This is a genomic window from Allobosea sp. 05T422_2 (genome assembly GCF_056396265.1).
In genome coordinates this window covers 64,951-85,433 of sequence record NZ_JBFTLD010000001.1, presented here as the reverse complement: position 1 = coordinate 85,433, position 20,483 = coordinate 64,951, and the positions used below count along the sequence as shown (strand labels likewise).

Genomic DNA, 20,483 nt, shown 5'->3' with positions numbered 1-20,483 from the left:
GCCATGAGTGGAGTTAAGCGTGTACATTTTCGTGTGTCAACTATCTTGCAATCGATTGTACAATCTGTTGTCGAGACGATTGATCTATCTGTTCAGCCGCTCTATCGAAGGGAACCGACACCGTGAGGTTGCAGAATGCCTAGGCAAAAGAGAAAGGCGGCGACTGTCGTGGGCGCCATCGCCGACATGCGCAGGAAAATTTCCTCGCGGGCGATCAGCCCTGGCAGCCGCATTCCGGAAGAGGATCTGGCCCAGGCCTATGATTTGCCGCGAGCTAAGGCGCGCGAGGTGCTGGCGACGCTGGAAGACCGCAGCCTGATCACACGAGAACCCAACAAGGGTGCAATCGTCTCCGCGGTTGATATGGAGACCACATATCGCCTCTACGAGGTACGGGAAGCGCTCGACGGCCTCGCCGTTCGGCTGGCGACCCTGAACTCGAAAAGGGGCGATTGGGACGACATCAGCGAATTGTTCGGCCCGTCATTCGAGGAAAGCCTGAAGGCAGGCGATATCGACCGCCATGTCGAGGCAATCGAGACGTTTCGAACCCGCATAACCGAAGCCGCGCGCAACCCGGTCCTCACCGATCTGCTCGAGCGCATCTACGACCGCACCCGTGTCACGATCCGTCGGGTGGCGCTCCTTCCCGGCCGTGCCCAGGCGGGCATACTTCAATATCGGGCCGTACTGGCAGCGATCATCCGAGGCGACGCCGACGACGCCGAGATGCGCATCAGAGAACTAAACCGGAGCGCGCGCGAATACATCGAGCGTTACAAGGATTACGTCCTTTAGCGAAACGCCGGCGGCCCGGCTTCGCCCAGGTCAGGGTGCTCGCACATGGCCGAGAACGAACAAGGCGAGCGCTGCGAAGGCCCCGACGGTTGCGACCGCGGCCGACAGCAGGAGCGCACCCGCGTCGCCGTAGCGCGTGATCGTGGCCGCATAGGCGATCGGCGCCGTGGCCGATAGCAGGAAGCTCGGGGCCACGAGTGTCCCGACGAAGCGTCCATAGCTCGCCGGATCGAACAGGATGAGCGGCACGGTTCCCCGCGTGATCGTCAGCAAGCCGTTGCCGGCGCCATACATGAAGGCGAAGACAAGCGCAGCCTGCCAAGTCGACACCGCCAGGAAGCCAGCGACGAAACTGACGAGCAGGACGACGGTGGCAAAGAGGTTGAGAGCAATGGGATCGACCCGGGCTCCGAACAGGACCTCGCAGAGGCGCGCCGCCGACTGGCCGATCCCACGGAAGCTCGCGGCCATGATTGCAGTCGACGCGCTCAACCCGAGGCCGACCATCATCGCAATCATGTGCGCCGACATCGCCGAATTCAGGAAGTTCGCCAGCGTCACGATCAAGGCAAACAGGCCTGCCGCCCAAATCTTCCGACGCGGGGTTTCGATGCGGCCGGTACTGGACCGGGAGGACGACCTGATCGGCCGCGAGGGGACGGGCAATGTGATCAGCAGCGGGATCGCCAGCAGAGAAATCGCCGCATAGGCGAACACGGCTCCCCGCCAGCCCAGGGTTTCCGCAAGAGCACTGCCGATCGGCCAGAAGACCGTCGAGGCCAGGCCTCCCAGGAGCGTGATCTGGGATATCGGGCGGCGCGCGTCGCTACCCAGCAACCGCGCCAGGGTGGCGAAGGCAGCGTCGTAGAGCGACATGCGCATGCCCAGACCGAGCATGAACCAGGCCGTGAAGTAGAGCGCGAGATTGCCTCCCAGCGCGAGCAAGAGGCAGCCGAGCGCATTGAGCCACGCTCCCCCGATCATGACGGAGCGCCCTCCCCTTCGATCGATCAGTGCGCCAATCGGCGCAGAGCTCAGCCCCATCACCAGGAGGGCAAGCGAATACCCTCCGTAGACCGCCTCTCGCGACCAGCCCGTATCCGCGACGATCAGATTGCCGAACGCGCCGATCAGGTAATACGTCACCCCCCACGAGATGAGCTGCGTGAGACCGAGATTGAAGACCGCCCAGGGGCGCATCATGCCGAGGCCGATGGATACGAACCGTCATCTGGTGGCGTATGGGCTCCCTGGCCCAACGCCCTTTGCATCAGCACCGTGTCCAGCCACCCTCCCAGCTTGAAGCCGATTGCCCGAAACGTGCCGACCGGTTCGAAGCCGAGCCTGCCGTGCAAGGCGATCGAACCACGATTGTCGCTATTGCCTATGACGGCCACCATCTGGCGCCAGGGGCCCCTCTCGCAGTGGTCGATGAGGGCGGCCAGGAGCCGGCTCCCGATGCCGCGCCCTGCCATTCCCGGCGCGACATAGACGGAATCCTCCACCGTATAACGATAGGCGGGCCGGGGCCGGTAGCACGTCGCATAGCAGTAGCCGACGACCGCCGCGTCGATTTCCGCAACCAGGAAGGGCAGGCCGAGATCGAGGACAGCGGCGCGCCTGGCCGCCAACTCGTCGAGCGAAGGCGGAACGGTCTCGAAACTGGCGAGCCCATGCAGAACATGGTGCGCATAAATCTCCTGGATGGTCTCGAGGTCGCGCTCTTGCGCCGCGCGGATTGCGACCCTGGACGACGAGATGGCCGATAGCTGTGATGGGCATTCCGCCAGGCTGGGCATGTTTCGCTCTTCGAAGGTGGATCCTGGCACCCTGGCTACGCCTCCCTCCGTCATTAGGGAAGATTTGCCTCATTATACGGAGCATGAGATATTCTTTGGGTGTCCAATCTCAGTCTCGATCAGTTACAGGCCTTCGTCGACGTCGTGGAGCTGAGCAGCTTCACCGCTGCGGCCGAACGCCGAGGGCTCTCGCAGCCCGCGGTCAGCTTGCAGTTGCGCCAGCTGGAGCGGCGTCTGGGAGTGACGCTGATCGAACGGATCGGCCGCAAATGCCAGACAACCCCGGCAGGTGATGAACTCCTGGGCTATGCGCACCAGATCGGCCGCCTGGTCGGCAGCGCGACCGAAGCCATGGCACGGCATGGCAAGGGCGCGATGGGACGTGTCAGGCTCGGAACAGGCGCAACGGCCTGCATCTATCTGCTGCCACCGGTGCTGAAGGAACTCCGCCGGAAATTCCCGACGCTCGAGATCACGGTCACCACCGGCAACACGACCGATTTTCTCAAGGCCATCGAGGAGAACGCGATCGATATCGCACTGGTGACGTTGCCTGCAGCGGGCCGCATGCTGGACGTGACCCCGGTGCTCGACGACGAGTTCGTGCTCATCGCGCCGCAGGACATGCCGCTTCCCGCCAAGGTCGACCCGGCCTGGCTCGCCGGACGGCCCGTGATTCTTTTCGAGCCCGGCGGGAGGACGCGCAGCATTGCCGATGCGTGGCTCTCTCAGTCTGGGGTGACGCTCAGGCCGATCATGTCGCTGGGGAGCGTCGAAGCCATCAAGGAACTCGTCGGTGCAGGGCTGGGCTGTGCCGTCCTGCCAGGCATGGCCGTCGCAGGCCACCGAGCACCATCCGGCGTCGCGGTGAGGAGCCTGACCCCGAACCTCAAGCGCACGCTGGCGATCGTCGTCCGGCGCGACAAGAAACTGCACAAGGGCCTCATGGAAACGATCCGCGCGTTGGGCAAGCTGTCCGTCTGAACGATCCCGGCAGCGCGTTTCGGGACACTGCGAGTTCGTGGCAAGCGCGATCTTTTCAGGTGGCAGGCCACCCGGCAAAATTCTGGCACCACATGTCGGCACGGGGGCTCAAGCTTCGTCCTTGAACCGAAGGCAGGTCTGCAGATGCTTTACACCGTGCTGTGCTACCATGACAAGGATATCACGACCGCCTGGTCGCGCGAGGAGGAAGCGGTCGTCGTCGACCGGTTGATTGCCGTACACGACAAATCGGGCCGGACGTTCAGGCCGGTGGTTCGGCGGATGCCCACCAATACCGCGACAAGCGTGCGCAAGAGCGGGACACTCGTCACCGACGGTCCCTTTGCCGAGACAAAGGAACAGTTGCTCGGCATCTATGTGATCGAGGTTCGTGACCCGATTGACCTGGGCTTCTTGTATAACCGCGCCTTCGAGGATCCGGACGGCCATGTCCTCGAGCTGGCGTGGATGGATATGAAGGCCGCGATGCCCGCGGCAGACACTGTGCCTGCCTGACGGTTGCGGAGCAGGTCGCGAGGCTCGGCTTTACCGTCCGCCCAGCATCGCGGCCATGTTGCCAGGCAGCCCTGCCACGCCAAAGCGCCTCGTCAACGGTGATACAAGGAAGGGCGCGCCATTGCCAAATGCGTGGCGGAGGCCGGCGCAAAGATCGAGATGGCCTTGGGATGAACCTTGAAATGGGCCGGCGTTGCAGTGACGATCTCGCCGTCAGTGTTGATCGGCATGGGCCTCTTCGTCTCGATGTCGAACTCGACGCATTTCGCAGTGCGAACCTCGCGCCACGCACCATGAGTTCCCGAGCGGAATGAACGCAGCATCAATGCCAGCTTCCAGAGGTTCGTCATCTCCAGGCTGTAGAGGTCGAGATGCCCGTCATCGATCTCGGCATTCTCCTGCACCACATTGCCACCGCCATAGTGCCGCCCGTTGCCGACCGCGATCTGATAGGTCTCGACGTCGATCGCCCGCCCCTTCTCGGTGATGGTCGCGCTGAACCTGGACGCCCGGGTCATGACCTTCATGGCGGCCAGCGCGTAACCCAGCCTTCCGAAACGCCGCTTCAGCACCGGGTCGAGACTTTGCGCGAGCTCGCTGCTCAGCCCGATGCTCGCGACATTGAAGAAGGCGTGGCCATTGACCGTGCCGACATCGACCGGGCGCGTTTCGCCACGCGCGATCACATCGGCGGCTGCCAGCAGGTCCATCGGGATGTCGAGCGTTCGAGCCAGGTCATTGGCCGTGCCCATCGGGATGATGCCCAGCGGCAGGCCGCTTTCCATCGCCGCGAGCGCCGCAGAGGACACCGAACCATCGCCACCGCAAACGATGACGAGATCCGCCATGTGGCGCAGGCGTACGATATCGCGGGCGATCTCGGGCAATGCCTCGAAGGTTTCAACGCTTACGGTGAGCCCGCCGCCTTCCAGCCGCTCGAGGAGGGGCGTGATCGACTCCTGGCCACGCCGCGCCTTGGGATTGCGCAGCAGCAGCGCGCGCTTCTGGATCAATTGGCTCATCGGCTCTTGGGTTGGCAGGACATCGGGCAAGGCAGGTGGGGAAGCTGCCCGCCGATTTCAACCGCAAGGCCCCGTCTCCGGCGGTCCGACCGGGGTATGCCTGATCGGACGGACCGGTTTCCCGATGCGCCGAAATCGGAAACCGAGCCCACCTGAGCACACTCGCGAACGGGCGTGAGGCATTGGGCCGCCCGGCTCAATCCGAAAGAACTCGCTTCCACCGAGACCTACGAAGGCGCCTTCCGGCAATCGCGGATATCGTGGGGTCCAGCGGAAACCTCAGGCTGCTTCTGCCGGCGGCGGCGGCTCGGTTGGCGCCGACCCCAGTCTCACGCACAGCGCCAGCATGGCACGCGCGATCTCGGCCTCACCCATGATCGTCAGCGTCGCACCGCATTTGGTCAGGTGCTCGACCTCCGCATCCGAATGCGCGCGGGCGACGATCGGCAGCGTCGGGTTGTCGCGTCGGGCCTGCATGCAAACCTGGCCGGCCTCGAAGCTCTGCGGAATCGCCACGAAGAGCCGTTTGGCCCGCGCCACACCCGCAGCCGAAAGGACTTCGGGATCAGCCGCATTCCCGACGATGATCTCGGCCCCATCGCGCCTGGCGGTTTCGATCGCATCGGACTGGTCCTCGATCACCAGCAGCTTCTCGCCATGCGCGAGCAGCCCGGCCCCCAGCAATGAGCCGACACGACCGTAACCGACGACGATCATGTGTTGGGAAAGCGAGGTCGGCACGATATCCCGTTCGGGCTCAGGCGCCGGCGCGGGCGCCGCCACGCTCGGCTTCGGCTTCGCCGGCTGCGTCTCCGCGCTGATCTTCTCGACGATCGCGAACAGGACCGGGTTGAGCAGGATCGACAGGATGGCGCCGGCCAGGATCAGGTCGCGCCCCTGCTCCGGCAGGATCGCGAGCGAAACGCCAAGCCCGGCCAGGATGAAGGAGAACTCGCCGATCTGCGCCAGGCTGGCCGAGATCGTCAGCGCCACGGCATTCGACCGGCCAAAGGCGCGCACGATCAGCCAGGCCGCCACCGATTTTCCGACCAGGATGATCGCGAGCGTCGCGAGCAGCGGGCCCGGCGCGCGCAGCAGAATCCCCGGATCGAACAACATGCCGACCGAGACGAAGAACAGCACCGCGAAGGCATCGCGCAGCGGCAGGGATTCCTCCGCAGCGCGCTGGCTGAGCGGTGACTCGCTCAAGATCATGCCCGCGAAGAAGGCACCAAGTGCGAACGAGACACCGAACAGGCTGGCTGCCAGGAAGGCGACACCGAGAGCGACAGCGAGCACCGCCAGCCGGAACAGCTCGCGAGAGCCGGTATGGGCGACCCAGTGCAGGCACCAGGGAATGACGCGACGACCGACGATGAGCATGAACGCGACGAAGGCGATGACCTTGGCGAGGGTCAGCCCGAGCACGCCCCACAGCCCCAGATCGAACTGGGCCGCAAGCGGGCTCGGCGCACCCGGCCGCGCGCCGTTCAGCGCATCAGCGACCGCCGGAATCAGGACCAGCGCGAGGACCATGGCGAGATCCTCGACGATCAGCCAGCCGACCGCGATCTTGCCCTTCTCGGTCTGGACGAGGCGACGCTCCTGGAGCGCCCGCAACAGCACGACCGTACTCGCCACCGACAAAGCGAGGCCGAAGACCACGCCTGCGACCCATGTCCAGCCCAGCAGCAAGCCGAGGCCGAGGCCCAGCAAGGTCGCGACGCCGATCTGAACGATGGCGCCGGGCACGGCAACGGCTTTGACGGAAAGCAGGTCCTTCAGCGAGAAATGCAGGCCGACGCCGAACATCAGCAGGATGACGCCGATTTCGGCCAGCTGATTGGCAAGCCCCTGATCCGCGACGAACCCCGGGGTGAAGGGCCCGACCGCGACGCCTGCGAGCAAATAACCGACGAGAGGAGGGAAGCGGAATTTCTGGGCAAGCGCCCCGAAGACGAAAGCAAGGCCGAGGCCCGCGACAAGGATGGCGATCAGCGGGCCGTGATGCATTGGTCTCCCGGAGCGGTGAGTGATGAAAAGGGGTTGTCAGACCATGGCGGGCGGAAGGTGGAATTTCAACCGCAGCGCGCCGCCCCTCTCGCTTCAGGCAGCAATAATATTGCCGATCGTGCCCGGCGAATTGTCGCAATGGGTCACTGCAGCAGCCTGATGGTGAACGGAAACTTTACGAACGCGAAGCGTTCCGGCAGCGCCCGCCACCTGTGATCAGGAGCGTGGCTTCTCGAGCAGGACCTGTCCCTGCTTCTCGACGCCGAGCTCGAGCTTCTCGGCGAAGACCGCGAGCACCCAGGGCAACATCACCTCGATGCGGACAAGCGTCTCCTCGACCTCGAGCTTGCCCCTGACGGTATAGCCGAGTGCGGCGACGCCGAACTGGACGGCATCCCCGTCCCAGTTCTCCTCGACCAGCTGCATCTTCACCATGCCGAGCTTGTCGCGGATGCGGTCGATGCCGCTGCGCAGCCGGTCCAGGGCGGCCTCGCGTCCGAGGTCATGAGAAACGGTGATGCTGACAGGCTTGGCCATGGCGCTCTTCAATCAGGACGACTGACTGTCATGTGATGTATCGCCGCGCGATATCCAGAGGCACACCCGGCCAATGATGGCCAAGAGACCGGGTTTTGGCCGAAAGGGCTTCCGCTCACCCCGAGAACGCGCTGGAGCAGAGCGAGCGCGAGGCCTGGGTATGCGCGAGCCACCAATAGTTGCGCTCGCTCAGAGCCCGGTGGCCGCGCGCAGTGACACGCCACAGGCCATCGGCCGGCTCCACGAGTCCCCGCTGCCGCAGCGACAGCAACACGGCATCGTCGAAGATGAAGTGCTTGGTCTCCTCGTCGAGGCTTTCAAGGGCAATCCATTCCGGGTCGGTCATGATGGGGTTGCACTGCATCTGAAGGTGCTGTGTTTCCATGATCATCTCCTTAGTCGATCCCGATCGGATGGTGACGACCTCGCATCCAATCTGGGCACCCTCGTGACCGGAAGTCGGCCTCAACAAGCCTTAGCCGGCAGGCTCGGCACATTTCCGTGAACGCTGACGGAACTCTGTCGCTACAGCATCGTTCAGTTTGCACACCCGAAACGAGAGACTGGAGTGTCCGCGATGGCGACCAACAATGCGTTTCCGCCCGACATGCCGAAGGATTGGGACGAGGCAGAGGATGAGGCCAAGCGTGCCGGCAATACGATCCGCGCCAAGGCGGCCGATCTCGCTGGGACCGTCAAGGATGGCTATGATCGCGCCAAGGACGCGATCCGCGATGTCGATCCCGGCGAGGCAGGGCATTACGCCCAGGAAAAGGGCGAGGTTGCCCTGCGCGCCATCCAACGCCATCCGGTCGTCGCCTTCGGCCTCGGCGCCCTCAGCGTCGGCTTGATCGCCTGGGCGAGCATGCGACCCGCACGACCGCAATGGGAGCCCGACTACGGGCGCCTGCGCCGGCTCTTCTCCGATTATGGCGGAGACGACATGATCAAGGCGGGGAGAGATTCGATGAAGGCCGGCGAAAGCTGGCTGCAATCGTCAGGCAATATCGCCCAGGATTATGCCCGTGATGGCAGCCGCCTGCTGGCGAAACGGACGGAGAAGGAGCCGCTCGCAGCGTTGCTCGGCATTGGCATCGCGGTCTATGTGCTCGGCTCGCTGCTGACGTCATCGAGCGAGCCAGCGCCGGCTCCGGTGCGACGCCGCAGCACGAAACGCTAGAGCATCGGCCCGAGAGGTGGATCGCGGCCTTCGGGCAAGCCGATGCAAACAGAAAAGTGAAATCATTGGACGGATTTCGAGATCCAGTCCGGTGATCTTAAAAAGTGATCGGGGAGACCTGCAGCCGGTCAACCAACCAGTGCGCGCTTCAAACAAAAACCGGGAGGCCGAAGCCTCCCGGAAATGGAATGTCACCACCAGTAGCCGGGACGGCCATAGTAATAGCCGCGACCGTAATAGGGGCGAGACGCTGCGGCACCGACAATTGCGCCGCCGACGACGCCCGCGGCAACGCCGGCGGTCACCGCACTGGCGGTCTCATTCGATGCACGGCGGTTCTCGACATAATTGGCAGAACGGCACTGCTGATAAGCGCGCGTGCCCGGACGGAAGCCCTGAGCTTCGCAGGTGATTTCTGCGTCGGCCATCGATTCCTGTGCAGTCTGGCAGCCGGCCAGCCCCGCGGCCAGAAGCCCCACGACAATAAGAGAACGCATCAATATATCCTTTTTCAGCCACCCAAGACCGCCAATTCGCATGAAAACTATCGCTACGGCAACCGTCAAGGCAGACGAGATATTAAGGTTTCCGCATGTGTGGCGTCGCGGTTACGCGTGCTAGCGGCGGGCTTTCTGCGCCGGCTTTTCCGGGGCGGCCTTTCCGGAACGGGTCAGCGAGGTGATCGCGAGAGCCGGCCTGCCGGACTTCTCCGCGATGATCTGGTCCTGTTCCATGATGGCCTCGCGCGCCGGCTCGTCACCATCGAGCCCGCCGAGCAGGTCGGAGGGAACCCGCCGGTTCGACGAGCGCGAGCCATCGGAATAGACGATGTCGAACATGACGAACTCGGCATCGAGCGGTTTGGATTTCTTGCGGGCCATGGTCGATCCTTATGCGAAAGGTCGCCGGCTGCGGCGCGATGGGCCTGCGGCTCTTGAAGCGACCTGAGTGAAAGCGGCCCCGGGATAGAACACCTGCGTCCGCGGTTCAATGCGATCGTCCGCGGCGGCCTGTTTCCCGAAATTGCAGCCAGGCGGCTGATCGTGCGAAATGTGATATGGCCACACACAGGCCTTCAGGAAAGACCCCGATGCTACTGCGCCCGATACTGCTCCTGTCGACGCTCGCACTCGCCGCCTGCGCCGTTCCGAACTCGCGCTCCAACGCAGTCGTCGTGACGGAGAACAAGGAAATCGTTCAAGCCTGCAAGCAGATCGCGGAGATCAATGGCGATTCGACCATCAATCAGACGCTGCTGATCGACAGCGCCCGCGACAGTGCCCTTGCCAGGCTGAAGATCCGTGCCGCCGAAGCCGGCGGGACACATGTGGTCTCACCGGTCGCAGCCCATACCTGGAAGGGACCCAGCACCGCCGGCACAGTCTATAAGTGCTGAGACCCGCCTGGGGATCGGCCCGAGGCTCGGATTGCGTCGGGTTTCGTTCGTTCCTTCGCGGCAGCACGACAATAGGAAACGCCGCGGCAAACGCTCGTTCGGTTCAGGAAAGACCTAGCCGAGGCGCCGGATGACCTTCTCGCCATTCGGCCAGGGACCACGCGCGCGCCCGGAGCGTTTCTCATAAGGCACATACCGGTACCCGGACAGCACCGGCGCCGGAAACTCCGGCACAGGAGCGAAAATCCAGCATTGCCGCCTGATCCGCTCTGCTTCGGACTGGGCTTCCGCACAGGCCATGATCTGGGAGCGCTCCCAGAAAGCCTCGGCGCGCGACGACAGTGCAGCGACGATTGTCGCTGCCGCAAGGCCGCTCAACAGAACTCTGCTCATGAGACAGTCATGGATTGGAGCCTCTTCGGTCTGGGCACCCGTCTTGCACCCCCAGCATAACATCGTCTGCGTCTTACCGGGTCGTAAACACCACACTCGAAAACCTTCGCCAGTCTTCTGTCTCTGCACCGAAACTCTTCGCTTGACGATGAAACCGAGGCCGGCCCAGCTTCCCTCCATCACGATGTGGGGACCGAATCGATGCGGCGGCACGTTTTGAAAATCGGTGCCGCAATCTGCGCCTTCGCCGGCCTGGCAGCGGGCCCGGCATTTGCGACCGAAGGCGGCGCTAGTCTTTATATCCCGGGCTTGCGCGGGGCTCTGTCGGGCCTGGTGCCGCCGCCGGGCTTCTATTTTCAGAATGATTTCTACAGCTATTCCGGCAGCTTGCCGGGCTCCCGCCGTCTCCAGCTCGGCGGGGCCGTCCTCAGCGACGTCAAGGTCGAGGCGCGGGTCGATTTCCTGACACCGACCTGGGTGACTCCGCTCGAGGTCCTGGGCGGCAATCTCGGCTTCGCCGTGACCTTGCCCTTCGGCATTCCGAGAGTCAGCGCCGGAGCCCTAATTGCCGCCCCGCGCCTGGGGCGAGCTTTCGCCTTCAGCCAGCGCGACGCCACCTTCAACATCGGCGATCCCGTCGTCACCAGCTTCATCGGCTGGCATTCCGGCAATTTCCACTGGACGACCGGTGTTGCCGTCAACATTCCCGCCGGCGCCTATCAGGACGGCCAGCTGTCGAATGTCGCGCTCAATCGCTGGATTGGCGACCTCTACGGCGCCGTGACCTATCTCAACACGACCACGGGGCTGGAAGTCTCGGCCGCAGCCGGATTCGAGATCAACGGCACGAACACTGCCACCGACTACAACAGCGGCAACGCCTTTCACGCCGATCTTTCGATCAGCCAGTACCTGAGCAAGGACTTTTCCATCGGCGTGCAGGTCGGCCATTACCAGCAGGTGAGCGGGGATGGCGGCAGCGGCGCCTCGCTGGGCCCGTTCAAGGGTCGGACCACGGCGATCGGCGGAACCATCGGTTATAATTTCGAGGTTGGTGGCCTCCCGATCTCGACGCGATTGAAGGTCCTTCGCGAGGTGGGGGTCGAGAACCGCCCGCGCGGTACGATCGGGCTCTTCACAGTCGCCTTCCCGCTCGGGGGACAGGCGGCTCCGGCAGCGCCCAAGCCGACCATCGTCAAGCACTGACCCCACACCCCGGCCAAGAACCTGGTCCGACCGGCGATACCGAACTTTGCCGGCCAAGGTCGCGGACGCAGCGTCCCCATCAAGACTCCGCTCTCGCTCCACGAAGGCTGCCACAAAGCCACGCGCTGACGCTGGCCGGTGTCACCGGCATGCCAGGCTGCCGTGCCGGCTGCCTGCAGGGAATCTTGTCATTTCCGTCCATCGAGCCAAGATGCGACGCTATCATTTGCGGCGGTCGGGCCGGCCTCGCATGACATCATCCGACGGCAGCGGGCCTCGTCGTGCCAGCGCGATGCCGACGCCGGGCAATCCAGGGGAATACCATGATGGACAAGGACTCTGAGGCCGGTTCGCGCACTGCGATCGATGGCGAGATCGGAATTCTCGCACGTCGCAAGATCGAGGCCGGAATCATCGCGCCGATCTACGAGGTCATGCGTGAAAAGCTGGGCGAAGAGTTGGCACAATCCATTCTCGACACGGCGATCAGGCGGGCCGCCGTTGAGACCGGCAAGGCCTTTGCCGCCAAGACACCGGGAGGGACGACACTGCGCACCTTCCAGGAACTCCAGGATCTCTGGACGCAGGACGATGCGCTGACGATCGAGGTCATCAAGGCCACCGACGCGGAATTTCACTACAACGTCAAACGGTGCCGCTATGCTGAGACCTATCGGGAGATGGGCCTCGGCCATATCGGCCATCTGCTCTCGTGCAATCGCGACGGAGTCTTTTGCACGGGTTACGACCCACGGATCTCGCTGGAGCGCAGCCAGACCGTGATGGAGGGCGCTTCGCACTGCGATTTCAAGTATCGTTTCTCGGACAAGCTCGACACCGCCCCGGAGTGAGCGGCACCGCGTTCCTGCGACCCCGCTTCACCGGCACGGACCGCCGCAAGAAAGGATGCGGCTCGAGCCTGGGCCCTGGGGTCGAGCCAGATTGTCGCGGCAGGGGAACGCCGGAGCGAACGCGCGGTTTCATCCGGTTGTGACTGGCGAAGGGAGCGAGAGATGGCCAGCAAGGACAGTGCCCAGCGGGAAATCCGCAAAATTGCCTATGCCCTCTGGATGGAGCAAGGCCAGCCGGACGGCCGCGATCGCGAACATTGGGAAGCGGCCAAAGTCATTTGGGCTTTCCGCAACCACGAAGCCGGTGGACACAAGACGGTGATACCGCGCTAGAGACCCGCTCTCACGCGGCTCGACCGCTGCCGGATCGCAGATAGTGCTCGGCCAGCTGATAATAGCGCTCGGCCTCGATGCGATGACCGGCCAAGGCTTCGGCATCACCAAGTTTCAGGGCACGCTCATAGTGCTGCCGCGCGCCCTGGAGCGGCGCCTGTTCGGCGCGCCCGGACTGCGGCACGCGATATGGACGCGGGCGCGACGGGATGGAGTAGGTGCGAGGCATCGTTGCTTCTCCCTAACCTAGGATCTCAGCCACGATCTTGCGGAGCTCCTCACGGCTGAGGCCACAGGGTTCGGGCTTCCAGTTCGGATCTGCCCTGAGCGGGACGATGGCATTCTTCCTCAAGATCTCGGGGCGCGCACGCGCCTCAACAGGCTTCGTTTCAATGTTGTTGTGCATGTAGGTCCATTGGCCACGCGGCGAGGCCGCAAGGCATTCGTGTTGGAGAATCGTCGAGCGAAATGCATGCGACGGGCGCGCTGCATCGAGGCAGCGATCAATCGTCGAAGGGATACGGGTTGAGGCTCCGTGCTCTCTCAGGAGACATGAGCCAAGCCGAGCATTTCTAAGTCGACCCGGCACTGTTAGCGGAACAATGTGGCGAATTCAGGTTGTCCAATTGCTGATCGAGCAACCGGCGTCGCCTTTCAGGAAGCCAGGGCCATCATCCGCACCAACGGTCGGATGCGACGCCCCTGCGCGCCACGGCGGGGCGTCGCTCAAAAAGCCAGGACCTTCGTCGCTTGCCGGGGAACAAGCGCCGCCAGCATCATGGCCCCTCCTCCCGGGGAGAGACCCAACATGATCGGATGGCTCATCCTCGCCTTCATGAGTGGGCTTCTGCTCGGAGATATCATCGGCGCGCGTCGATGGCAGCGCCGGGCGGACGAAGCCCTGCAGCTTGCAGCACAGTCTCTCCTGCTTGTCCGCCGCCGCTCAGGACCGACCGGCAATCCGAAATGATGCGCCGAGCTTCGACTCCCAACAGGACAGATGGCGCAGATCGCATGGGCGCGGGACACCAATTGTCAGGCCCCGTTGGCAGACGATGCCGTCTGGCTCTCGCCCTTGACCTTGCACACCGTTCAAGCCCCCGCGCCCGATCATACAGATTCGCCGAAGACTGTGTCAGGAGTTGCCGCGACTGAAGCCGAAGGGGAAAAGCGATGTCCGCCCTGTGGAAAGAGGCTGCCGCCCTCCCGAACAGCAGCCTCCTCCCGCAGAACGGCGTTCCCCCGAGATTATTACTAGCCCTGCGCTCTCTCCCGGCTGACCATACGATTCCACACGCTTCGGGAGGCCGACAGCTAGACTTTATGCTGCGTATCATCGATCTGCGGTGGTGAGCTTCGCAACTTCCGCGCGTGTCGCGCCGGGTGTCGATCGCGCCTCGTCAGTTCCGCCGCGACCGCGATGGTGAGGCGAGGGAGACGAGGCCTGGAACTGAAAACTCCGGCGCGGCGATCAATCCGGCAGACGGGTTTCCGCGAGAGTGCCGTGTCCCACAGCGTAAGGGCCCGGCGCCCCATTCGAGGAGCCGGGCCCTGTTCAAGGCTATGGCGATTGAGCCTATTTCGCGAAGCGACCTTCATATTTGAACTGCGGCGCCGCTTTCAGCTGGTCCTTGGTGGCGTTGATCCTGGCATTCCACTTCTTGTCGGTCGCATTCCAGGTGATGGCGAGCGCGTTCGGGCTGACCGCAACATAGTGCGTGCCCATTCCAAGGAAGCCGCCGACCGACAGAATGTAAGAGGCGAGGGAGTTACCGGCGATGACGACGTCCTCGATCTCACCCACATTCTCGTCACCGGCATTCTTGACGTTGAGCCCCTTGAGACTGCTGGTCAGGGCGGATGCTTCGTTCACTGAGACGAAGACCGGAGCCTGAGCCGGAGTGGGAGCGGTCTGCGCGAAAGCGGCGCTGGAAAGCACGGTGGCGGCGAGAGCAAGAGCAATGGGACGCATTTTTGGGATAACCTTCTTGTTGGGCCGCAGTCGGAGACCGCTGCGGCGTGACAGAGAGGTAATTCCCGGCCTCCCGATCGGTTCCGGGAATATCTGCAGTGCGACAAGGGGGCTCATGGCCCGGTGGGACCGCTGACATCTGCATCGCGCGCCTGGATATTCGCAGGAGCGCGCGGGCGAACATCTCTCCAGGAGATCACGATTTTCGAGAAGGACTGATCCGATCCCTGCCTCGGGCGTTTAGCCGGCAGGAGGAACGGCCATGAAACATGATCACATGCTCAAGGCATTCACCGTGATGCTTGCGACGACCGCGGTGACGCCGGCTTCAGCCCAGCAGGCCATGATCGACGAAGCGTCCTTTCTACAGGCATTCGAAGGACGCTTCACGGGCACCGGGACGCTCGAAAATGCGGGCGGATCGAGCCATAAACTGAACTGCAAATTCGACGGCGATCAGCAGGGCTCCCGGGTCACTTTAAGCGGCCATTGCTCGACCGCGCTGGTCCTCTCCACGACCGTGAAGATCGATCTGCGCTATGATCCCAGGACGCAGCGCTATGACGGTGAGTTCCGCGAGAGCAAGGGCACTGTGGCAAACCTCGCCGGCGCACGTCGTGGTGACAATCTCGCATTGTCCTTCCGCGAGACGGCGGAGAGCGTTCGGCCCAGTCCGCCGGCCACGCTGACGATCAGCCGGCACGCAGAAGGGTTGGCCCTGGCGCTCAGAGCGAGCCAGCCGGGGCAAGGGCAGAACCTCGACCTGCGCCTCAGCGGAAAACGGCGCGGCCCTTGAGGACAGGGGCTTGGCGAAGAGCAATTCGCGGATAGTCTTGCCCCATGACCAGATCTCTTCACCTCCTCGGCTCGATCGCAGCATTGGCGCTCGCTGCTTGCACGGCCGCCGGTCAACCATCCAGTGCCGCGCCGCCAAGTCCGTGCTCGCCCGAAGGAGCCAAGCGCCTTGCAGGGCAGATCGGCAAGAGCGACGCCGAGGTCATGCGTGCGACCGGCGCAAGTGTGGTGCGACGTCTTTCACCCGGCTCGCCCATGACGATGGATTACCGCCGGGAGCGGGTGACGATCGAGGTGGATGAGAGCGGAAAAATCCAGCGGGCGCTCTGCGGCTGACGCCAAACGGCGCTCCGCAGGGGGGCCATTGCTCGAGGCGATGAAACCCTGAGCGGGAAGATGGCGGACAGGGAGGGATTTGAACCCCCGATACCCTTGCGGGTATGCCGCATTTCGAGTGCGGTGCATTCAACCACTCTGCCACCTGTCCGCGGTCGCCTTCGGTCGAAGCGGGCTGGTTACTACACGCCACATCGGACGGTTACAAGTCTCCTCGCTGTCATAAATCCGACGAATCTGAAGCCTCGCGACTTGACCTGAAGAGCCGCCAAGACTATCGAGCCTCGTCCGGCGTGGGGAAACCCGCGCCTGATCTCTTTTGCGTGTCCGGCTCCGCGTTGCGGCATCCGGCATGATCGAAGAGTGAACCCGACCACGTAACGACTGCCAAAAAGCCGTCCCGCATGCGCCTCGCGAGGCCATGACAGGGCGGGGCTGAACATGGAGAACAACGATGTTCGCAGTCATCAAGACCGGCGGTAAGCAGTTCCGCGTCGCCGCGAACGATGAAATCACCATTGCCAAGCTCGAAGGCGAGCCTGGCGATACCGTTGCCTTCGGCAACGTCCTGATGCTGACCGACGGCGAGAAGTCGACGCTCGGCGCGAAGGAACTGGCCGAGATCACCGTTGCCGGTGAGATCGTGCGCCAGGCCCGCGGCGAGAAGGTCATCGCCTTCAAGAAGCGCCGCCGCCAGAACTCGAAGCGCAAGCGTGGCTTCCGCGCCGAGCTGACGATCGTGCGCATCACCGACATCCTCACGGGCGGCAAGAAGCCCGAGATGAAGAAGGGTGACGCTTCGACCGTTGCCGTGAAGGCCGCCGCCAGCGCCGTCAAGGGCAAGGCGAAGGCTGAAGCCAAGGCTGAGGCGCTCGACGCCTCGAACCTCTCGCTGATCTCGGGCGTCGGCCCGACCATCGAGAAGAAGCTGCGCGCTGCCGGCATCACCTCCTGGAACGACATCGCCGCTTGGTCCGAGGCCGACGTCGCCAAGTGGGACGAAGAGCTCAAGCTGCGTGGCCGCGCCACCCGCGAGGAGTGGGTTGTTCAGGCCAAGGAACTCCTGGCCGGCAAGCCCCCGCGCGCCAAGGTCGACCAGGCCGAACAGGCTTCCGGCGAGGACTACTGACAGCTCCTGTCAGGCAGTCTTCGGCTTTCATCTCCGAACCGGTGGCTTTTGCCGCCGATTCGGGTTAGAGAGACAACAGTAGTTTCGAGGTAGGGCGTTATGGCTCACAAAAAAGCAGGCGGCTCGTCGCGCAATGGTCGCGACTCCGAAAGCAAGCGTCTCGGCGTGAAGCGCTTCGGCGACCAGGCGGTCGTGGCCGGCAACATCATTATTCGTCAGCGCGGCACCAAGTGGCATGCCGGCGTGAACGTTGGCATGGGCAAAGACCATACGCTCTTTGCGACGACCAATGGACGAGTCCGATTCACGACGAAACTCGGCCGAGCTTTCGTGAACGTAGTCCCGGCCCAAGAGGCCGCAGAGTAAAAGGCGGATAGGGAAGTTCCTTGATCCGCCGGTTCCATCGAACCGATCGGATCAAGGGCAAGGCCCGACAAGGGTCTCCCGAAGGTCAAGCGAAAGGGGAGATGGGACCAAAGTCCCAGCTCCCTTTTTTCGTTTGCGCCGACGGAGAGACCGATGTTCCCCGAACTGACCCGCGACGATGTCTTCCGGCTCGAGACCCGCCGTCTCTGGCTGCGTTGGCCGCGCATGGCAGACGCTTCCGCCATCCTGGGCCAGGCTGGGGAGAAAGCCGTGGCCGAGATGACGGCCTCGATCCCGCATCCCTATCCGGCGGATGCGGTCGAGCCCTTCATTTTCGCCATGCGCAAGGGCAATGCGCTCGGCGAGCATCTGGCGCTGGCGATCACGCCGCGCTCCAGGCCGAACGAGCTCATCGGCATGATCGGCGCCCATAAGCAGGCGACCGGCATCCCCTTCATCGGCTACTGGCTCGGCACCCCGCACTGGGGCAAGGGCTACACGACCGAGGCCGCGCAGGCTCTGATCGACACGCTCTTCACCTTGCTCGACATTCCGGCGATCGAGGCGGACACGCGCGTCATCAACCCGGCCTCACGCCGGGTGCTGGAGAAGTCCGGCTTCCGGCAGGAGGGCTCCTTCTTGAAGTCGCTGCCGGCTCGCGGCGGGCTGTTCCCCTGCGAGCAGTACCGGCTCGACCGCTCGACCTGGGCTGCCCTGAAGAGCTGGGGAGCAACGGGCTGGACCCACGCGCCCGAAATCGAGACCCCCGGCGAATTCTGCGTCGCCTGAAACGAAACAGCCCCGGCAGATGATGCCGGGGCTGATTGCTGTTGGCCGTGAGCTCCAGGCTTACCTAACGAAGTTGCCGCCAAGCTCGTCATCGATATGGGCGCGGATGATCTCCTCGAAGCTCGCTTCCGCCTTGAAGCCGAGCGCGGTCGAACGCTGCGGGTTGAAGTTGCGCGGCCAGCCGGCAACGATGCCATCGATGACCGGGTCCGGAACCCGCTTGATCCGCTTCACCACATTCTCGCCGGCGACCTTGCGCAACGCCTCGATCTGCTCTGCCACCGTGCAGGAATAGCCGGGCATGGTCAGGGTGCGGCGAGGCCCGATGGCGCCGGTATCCATCGTCGCGGCATGGATGAGGAAGCCGACGGCCGAACGCGGCGAGGCATGCCAGTGCCGGACCTGATCGGAAACCGGCAGCACCGCCTCTTCACCGTTCAGCGGCTCGCGGATGATGTTGGAGAAGAAGCCGGACGCGGCCTTGTTCGGCTTGCCCGGACGCACGCAGATCGTCGGCAGGCGAATTCCGACGCCATCGAAGAAGCCACGGCGGGAGTAATCGGAGAGCAGCAGCTCGCCGATCGCCTTCTGCGTCCCGTAGGAGGTCAGCGGCGTGGTGAAGAACTCGTCCTCGATCTTCTCATGGAAGGGCGCACCGAAGACCGCGATCGAGGAGGTGAAGACGACACGCGGCTTGTAGCCGCCGCCGACCTTTCGGATCGCTTCGAAGAGATGGCGCGTGCCGTCGAGATTGATCCGGTAGCCCTTGTCGAAATCGGCCTCGGCTTCGCCCGAGACGATCGCCGCGAGATGGACGATCAGGTCGGGGCGGGAAGCGATCAGCGACTCGGCCTCCCCCTCGTTCGACATGTCGGAGACGACGACGTCGAAGATGAAGGGCGCTGCGGCTGGCGCGCTTGCGGCGATGACATCCTGGGCCGTGATCTTGGTGACCGGCTTGCCGCCGAGCTGACCGTCATGGGCCAGTCTTTCGATGAACTTGCGGCCGACCATGCCGGCGCCACCGAGAACGAGAATATGCATGGGGATTTCCTGGTGCTTGTTGTTGATCAGTGTGGCAGGCGCCCGCCGAGTTCATCTTCGATATGGACGCGAATGATCTCGTCGAAATCCTTTTCGGCCCGGAAACCGAGCCGAAGCGCGCGCCTGGCCTCGAAGCCGGTCGGCCAGCCGGCGACGATCTCGGTGACTGCCTTGTCCGGAGCACGGCGGATCAGATTGACCGCCTTCTCGCCGGCCACGCGCCGCAGGGCCGCGATCTGCTCCCCGACCGAGCAGAAGACGCCCGGCATGGTCAGATTGATCCGCGGGCCGAGGGTTTCGCGGTCCAGCCCGGCAGCATGGAGCAGGAAGCCGACAGCAGAACGCGGGCTCGCATGCGTGAACACGAGATCGTCGCCGACCGGCAATGACGCCTCCAGCCCGACCAGCGGCTCGCGGATGATGCTGGAGAAGAAGCCACCGGCCGAGGCGTTCGGCTTGCCCGGGCGCACGGCAATCGACGGGAAGCGAATTCCGACGCCGTCGACGAAACCCCGCCGCGCGTAATCCGCAAGCAGCAGCTCGCCGATCGCCTTTTGCGTCCCGTATGAGGTCAGCGGCGTGGCATGGAACTCGTCCGGAATCACCGCCGGATAGGGCGCGCCGAAGACGCCGCTCGACGAGGTGAAGACGAGACGGGGCACATAGGAGCCGCCATCCTTCCGTCCTTCCCGGCGGATCGTCTCGAGCAGGCTCAGGGTCCCGTCGAGATTGATCCGATAGCCCTTGTCGAAATCTCGCTCGGCCTCGCCGGAGATGATCGCAGCAAGATGGAAGATCACGAGCGGGCGGGCCCCGATCAGCTCCGCGGCGATGGCGGGATCGGCGAAATCCTCGGTGCGGATCTCGATCTCGCCGTCAAAGCCCCCCGGCGTCTCCGGCGTAACGACATCGGTCAGCGTCAGCTTGCTGATAGCCTTGCCGGCGCAAGCACCGTCAGCCGCCAGCTGCGCTGCGAGCTTGCGGCCGACCATGCCGGCCGCGCCTGTCACCAGGACGTGCATCG

The 20,483-nt window shown here is 63.9% G+C and carries 27 protein-coding genes and 1 tRNA gene; 14 read left to right on the top strand and 14 right to left on the bottom strand.

Annotated features, from left to right (window positions below):
* Positions 1 to 168 precede the first annotated feature (168 nt).
* Positions 169 to 798, top strand: a complete 630-nt coding sequence (locus tag AC1DJT_RS00445; RefSeq protein ID WP_441505755.1) for a GntR family transcriptional regulator — start codon at positions 169 to 171, stop codon at positions 796 to 798.
* A 30-nt stretch (positions 799 to 828) separates the two neighbouring features.
* On the opposite strand, the gene AC1DJT_RS00440 is transcribed toward AC1DJT_RS00445, so the two are convergent.
* A complete protein-coding gene (locus tag AC1DJT_RS00440; protein WP_441505756.1) occupies positions 829 to 2,001 on the bottom strand; it encodes an MFS transporter in 1,173 nt (390 codons plus the stop codon).
* The gene (locus AC1DJT_RS00435; protein ID WP_476769454.1) at positions 1,998 to 2,597 is read right to left on the bottom strand and encodes an N-acetyltransferase family protein; all 600 of its coding nucleotides are present in this window, start codon (positions 2,595 to 2,597) and stop codon (positions 1,998 to 2,000) included. Before AC1DJT_RS00435 ends, AC1DJT_RS00440 begins: the two co-directional genes overlap by 4 nt.
* A 99-nt stretch (positions 2,598 to 2,696) precedes the next feature.
* On the opposite strand from AC1DJT_RS00435, the gene AC1DJT_RS00430 reads away from it, so the two are divergent.
* Together AC1DJT_RS00430 and AC1DJT_RS00425 are read left to right on the top strand one after the other, a co-directional pair.
* A complete protein-coding gene (locus tag AC1DJT_RS00430; protein ID WP_476769455.1) occupies positions 2,697 to 3,581 on the top strand; it encodes a LysR family transcriptional regulator in 885 nt (294 codons plus the stop codon).
* A 144-nt stretch (positions 3,582 to 3,725) separates the two neighbouring features.
* Entirely contained in the window at positions 3,726 to 4,097 is a 372-nt protein-coding gene (locus tag AC1DJT_RS00425; protein ID WP_476769456.1) for a YciI family protein, read from the top strand.
* Positions 4,098 to 4,189: 92 nt separating this feature from the next.
* Here the strand turns inward: AC1DJT_RS00425 and AC1DJT_RS00420 are convergent, their stop codons facing one another.
* The 4 genes from AC1DJT_RS00420 to AC1DJT_RS00405 form a co-directional block, all read right to left on the bottom strand.
* On the bottom strand, positions 4,190 to 5,119 hold the full coding sequence (locus AC1DJT_RS00420; protein ID WP_441505760.1) for a lipid kinase: 930 nt from the start codon (positions 5,117 to 5,119) through the stop codon (positions 4,190 to 4,192).
* Between the two features lie 279 nt (positions 5,120 to 5,398).
* Complete coding sequence (ybaL, locus tag AC1DJT_RS00415) at positions 5,399 to 7,132, bottom strand: YbaL family putative K(+) efflux transporter (protein ID WP_476775521.1); 1,734 nt, start codon at positions 7,130 to 7,132, stop codon at positions 5,399 to 5,401.
* A 216-nt stretch (positions 7,133 to 7,348) separates the two neighbouring features.
* Positions 7,349 to 7,669, bottom strand: coding sequence for a polyhydroxyalkanoic acid system family protein (locus AC1DJT_RS00410; RefSeq protein ID WP_476769458.1), 321 nt, complete (start codon positions 7,667 to 7,669; stop codon positions 7,349 to 7,351).
* A gap of 115 nt (positions 7,670 to 7,784) precedes the next feature.
* Positions 7,785 to 8,054, bottom strand: coding sequence for a hypothetical protein (locus AC1DJT_RS00405; RefSeq protein WP_441492482.1), 270 nt, complete (start codon positions 8,052 to 8,054; stop codon positions 7,785 to 7,787).
* Between the two features lie 192 nt (positions 8,055 to 8,246).
* Between AC1DJT_RS00405 and AC1DJT_RS00400 the strand changes: the two genes are divergently transcribed.
* Positions 8,247 to 8,849 carry a hypothetical protein gene (locus AC1DJT_RS00400; RefSeq protein WP_441492481.1) on the top strand — a complete coding sequence of 201 codons (603 nt, stop codon included), beginning with the start codon at positions 8,247 to 8,249 and terminating at the stop codon, positions 8,847 to 8,849.
* Positions 8,850 to 9,040: 191 nt separating this feature from the next.
* Here AC1DJT_RS00400 and AC1DJT_RS00395 read toward each other — a convergent pair whose 3' ends face one another.
* Positions 9,041 to 9,346, bottom strand: coding sequence for a hypothetical protein (locus AC1DJT_RS00395; RefSeq protein ID WP_084651267.1), 306 nt, complete (start codon positions 9,344 to 9,346; stop codon positions 9,041 to 9,043).
* A gap of 120 nt (positions 9,347 to 9,466) precedes the next feature.
* Positions 9,467 to 9,730, bottom strand: coding sequence for a hypothetical protein (locus AC1DJT_RS00390; protein WP_441492480.1), 264 nt, complete (start codon positions 9,728 to 9,730; stop codon positions 9,467 to 9,469).
* 209 nt (positions 9,731 to 9,939) lie between these two features.
* Between AC1DJT_RS00390 and AC1DJT_RS00385 the strand changes: the two genes are divergently transcribed.
* A complete protein-coding gene (locus AC1DJT_RS00385; RefSeq protein WP_476775522.1) occupies positions 9,940 to 10,245 on the top strand; it encodes a hypothetical protein in 306 nt (101 codons plus the stop codon).
* A gap of 114 nt (positions 10,246 to 10,359) precedes the next feature.
* Here AC1DJT_RS00385 and AC1DJT_RS00380 read toward each other — a convergent pair whose 3' ends face one another.
* Positions 10,360 to 10,638, bottom strand: a complete 279-nt coding sequence (locus tag AC1DJT_RS00380) for a hypothetical protein (protein WP_476769460.1) — start codon at positions 10,636 to 10,638, stop codon at positions 10,360 to 10,362.
* A gap of 201 nt (positions 10,639 to 10,839) precedes the next feature.
* Between AC1DJT_RS00380 and AC1DJT_RS00375 the strand changes: the two genes are divergently transcribed.
* The 3 genes from AC1DJT_RS00375 to AC1DJT_RS00365 all read left to right on the top strand — a co-directional run bounded on the left by AC1DJT_RS00375 (position 10,840) and on the right by AC1DJT_RS00365 (position 13,028).
* The gene (locus AC1DJT_RS00375) at positions 10,840 to 11,844 is read left to right on the top strand and encodes a SphA family protein (protein ID WP_441492477.1); all 1,005 of its coding nucleotides are present in this window, start codon (positions 10,840 to 10,842) and stop codon (positions 11,842 to 11,844) included.
* A gap of 326 nt (positions 11,845 to 12,170) precedes the next feature.
* On the top strand, positions 12,171 to 12,695 hold the full coding sequence (locus AC1DJT_RS00370; RefSeq protein ID WP_476768420.1) for an L-2-amino-thiazoline-4-carboxylic acid hydrolase: 525 nt from the start codon (positions 12,171 to 12,173) through the stop codon (positions 12,693 to 12,695).
* Positions 12,696 to 12,857: 162 nt separating this feature from the next.
* Positions 12,858 to 13,028 (top strand): DUF2934 domain-containing protein, encoded by a 171-nt coding sequence (locus AC1DJT_RS00365; RefSeq protein WP_476768421.1) that lies wholly within the window; start codon positions 12,858 to 12,860, stop codon positions 13,026 to 13,028.
* Between the two features lie 10 nt (positions 13,029 to 13,038).
* Here the strand turns inward: AC1DJT_RS00365 and AC1DJT_RS00360 are convergent, their stop codons facing one another.
* Entirely contained in the window at positions 13,039 to 13,257 is a 219-nt protein-coding gene (locus AC1DJT_RS00360; protein WP_476768422.1) for a DUF4167 domain-containing protein, read from the bottom strand.
* Between the two features lie 579 nt (positions 13,258 to 13,836).
* On the opposite strand from AC1DJT_RS00360, the gene AC1DJT_RS00355 reads away from it, so the two are divergent.
* Positions 13,837 to 13,998, top strand: a complete 162-nt coding sequence (locus AC1DJT_RS00355) for a hypothetical protein (RefSeq protein ID WP_476768423.1) — start codon at positions 13,837 to 13,839, stop codon at positions 13,996 to 13,998.
* Positions 13,999 to 14,604: 606 nt separating this feature from the next.
* Here AC1DJT_RS00355 and AC1DJT_RS00350 read toward each other — a convergent pair.
* Positions 14,605 to 15,000, bottom strand: a complete 396-nt coding sequence (locus AC1DJT_RS00350; protein WP_069878801.1) for a PRC-barrel domain-containing protein — start codon at positions 14,998 to 15,000, stop codon at positions 14,605 to 14,607.
* Between the two features lie 262 nt (positions 15,001 to 15,262).
* Here AC1DJT_RS00350 and AC1DJT_RS00345 point away from each other — a divergent pair, with 262 nt between their 5' ends.
* Positions 15,263 to 15,796 carry a hypothetical protein gene (locus AC1DJT_RS00345; RefSeq protein ID WP_441505767.1) on the top strand — a complete coding sequence of 178 codons (534 nt, stop codon included), beginning with the start codon at positions 15,263 to 15,265 and terminating at the stop codon, positions 15,794 to 15,796.
* 44 nt (positions 15,797 to 15,840) lie between these two features.
* Positions 15,841 to 16,131 (top strand): I78 family peptidase inhibitor, encoded by a 291-nt coding sequence (locus tag AC1DJT_RS00340; protein ID WP_441505768.1) that lies wholly within the window; start codon positions 15,841 to 15,843, stop codon positions 16,129 to 16,131.
* Between the two features lie 61 nt (positions 16,132 to 16,192).
* Here AC1DJT_RS00340 and AC1DJT_RS00335 read toward each other — a convergent pair.
* A tRNA-Ser gene (locus AC1DJT_RS00335) sits at positions 16,193 to 16,282 on the bottom strand.
* A 303-nt stretch (positions 16,283 to 16,585) separates the two neighbouring features.
* Here AC1DJT_RS00335 and rplU point away from each other — a divergent pair.
* The 3 genes from rplU to AC1DJT_RS00320 all read left to right on the top strand — a co-directional run bounded on the left by rplU (position 16,586) and on the right by AC1DJT_RS00320 (position 18,415).
* Positions 16,586 to 17,260 (top strand): 50S ribosomal protein L21, encoded by a 675-nt coding sequence (gene rplU, locus AC1DJT_RS00330; RefSeq protein WP_069878798.1) that lies wholly within the window; start codon positions 16,586 to 16,588, stop codon positions 17,258 to 17,260.
* A gap of 99 nt (positions 17,261 to 17,359) precedes the next feature.
* Positions 17,360 to 17,626, top strand: a complete 267-nt coding sequence (gene rpmA / locus AC1DJT_RS00325) for a 50S ribosomal protein L27 (protein ID WP_043241804.1) — start codon at positions 17,360 to 17,362, stop codon at positions 17,624 to 17,626.
* Positions 17,627 to 17,779: 153 nt separating this feature from the next.
* Positions 17,780 to 18,415, top strand: a complete 636-nt coding sequence (locus AC1DJT_RS00320) for a GNAT family N-acetyltransferase (RefSeq protein ID WP_476833322.1) — start codon at positions 17,780 to 17,782, stop codon at positions 18,413 to 18,415.
* Between the two features lie 60 nt (positions 18,416 to 18,475).
* On the opposite strand, the gene denD (AC1DJT_RS00315) is transcribed toward AC1DJT_RS00320, so the two are convergent.
* Complete coding sequence (gene denD, locus AC1DJT_RS00315; RefSeq protein WP_441505769.1) at positions 18,476 to 19,459, bottom strand: D-erythronate dehydrogenase; 984 nt, start codon at positions 19,457 to 19,459, stop codon at positions 18,476 to 18,478.
* A 26-nt stretch (positions 19,460 to 19,485) separates the two neighbouring features.
* A complete protein-coding gene (gene denD, locus AC1DJT_RS00310; RefSeq protein ID WP_441505770.1) occupies positions 19,486 to 20,481 on the bottom strand; it encodes a D-erythronate dehydrogenase in 996 nt (331 codons plus the stop codon).
* Between the last annotated feature and the right edge of the window lie 2 nt (positions 20,482 to 20,483).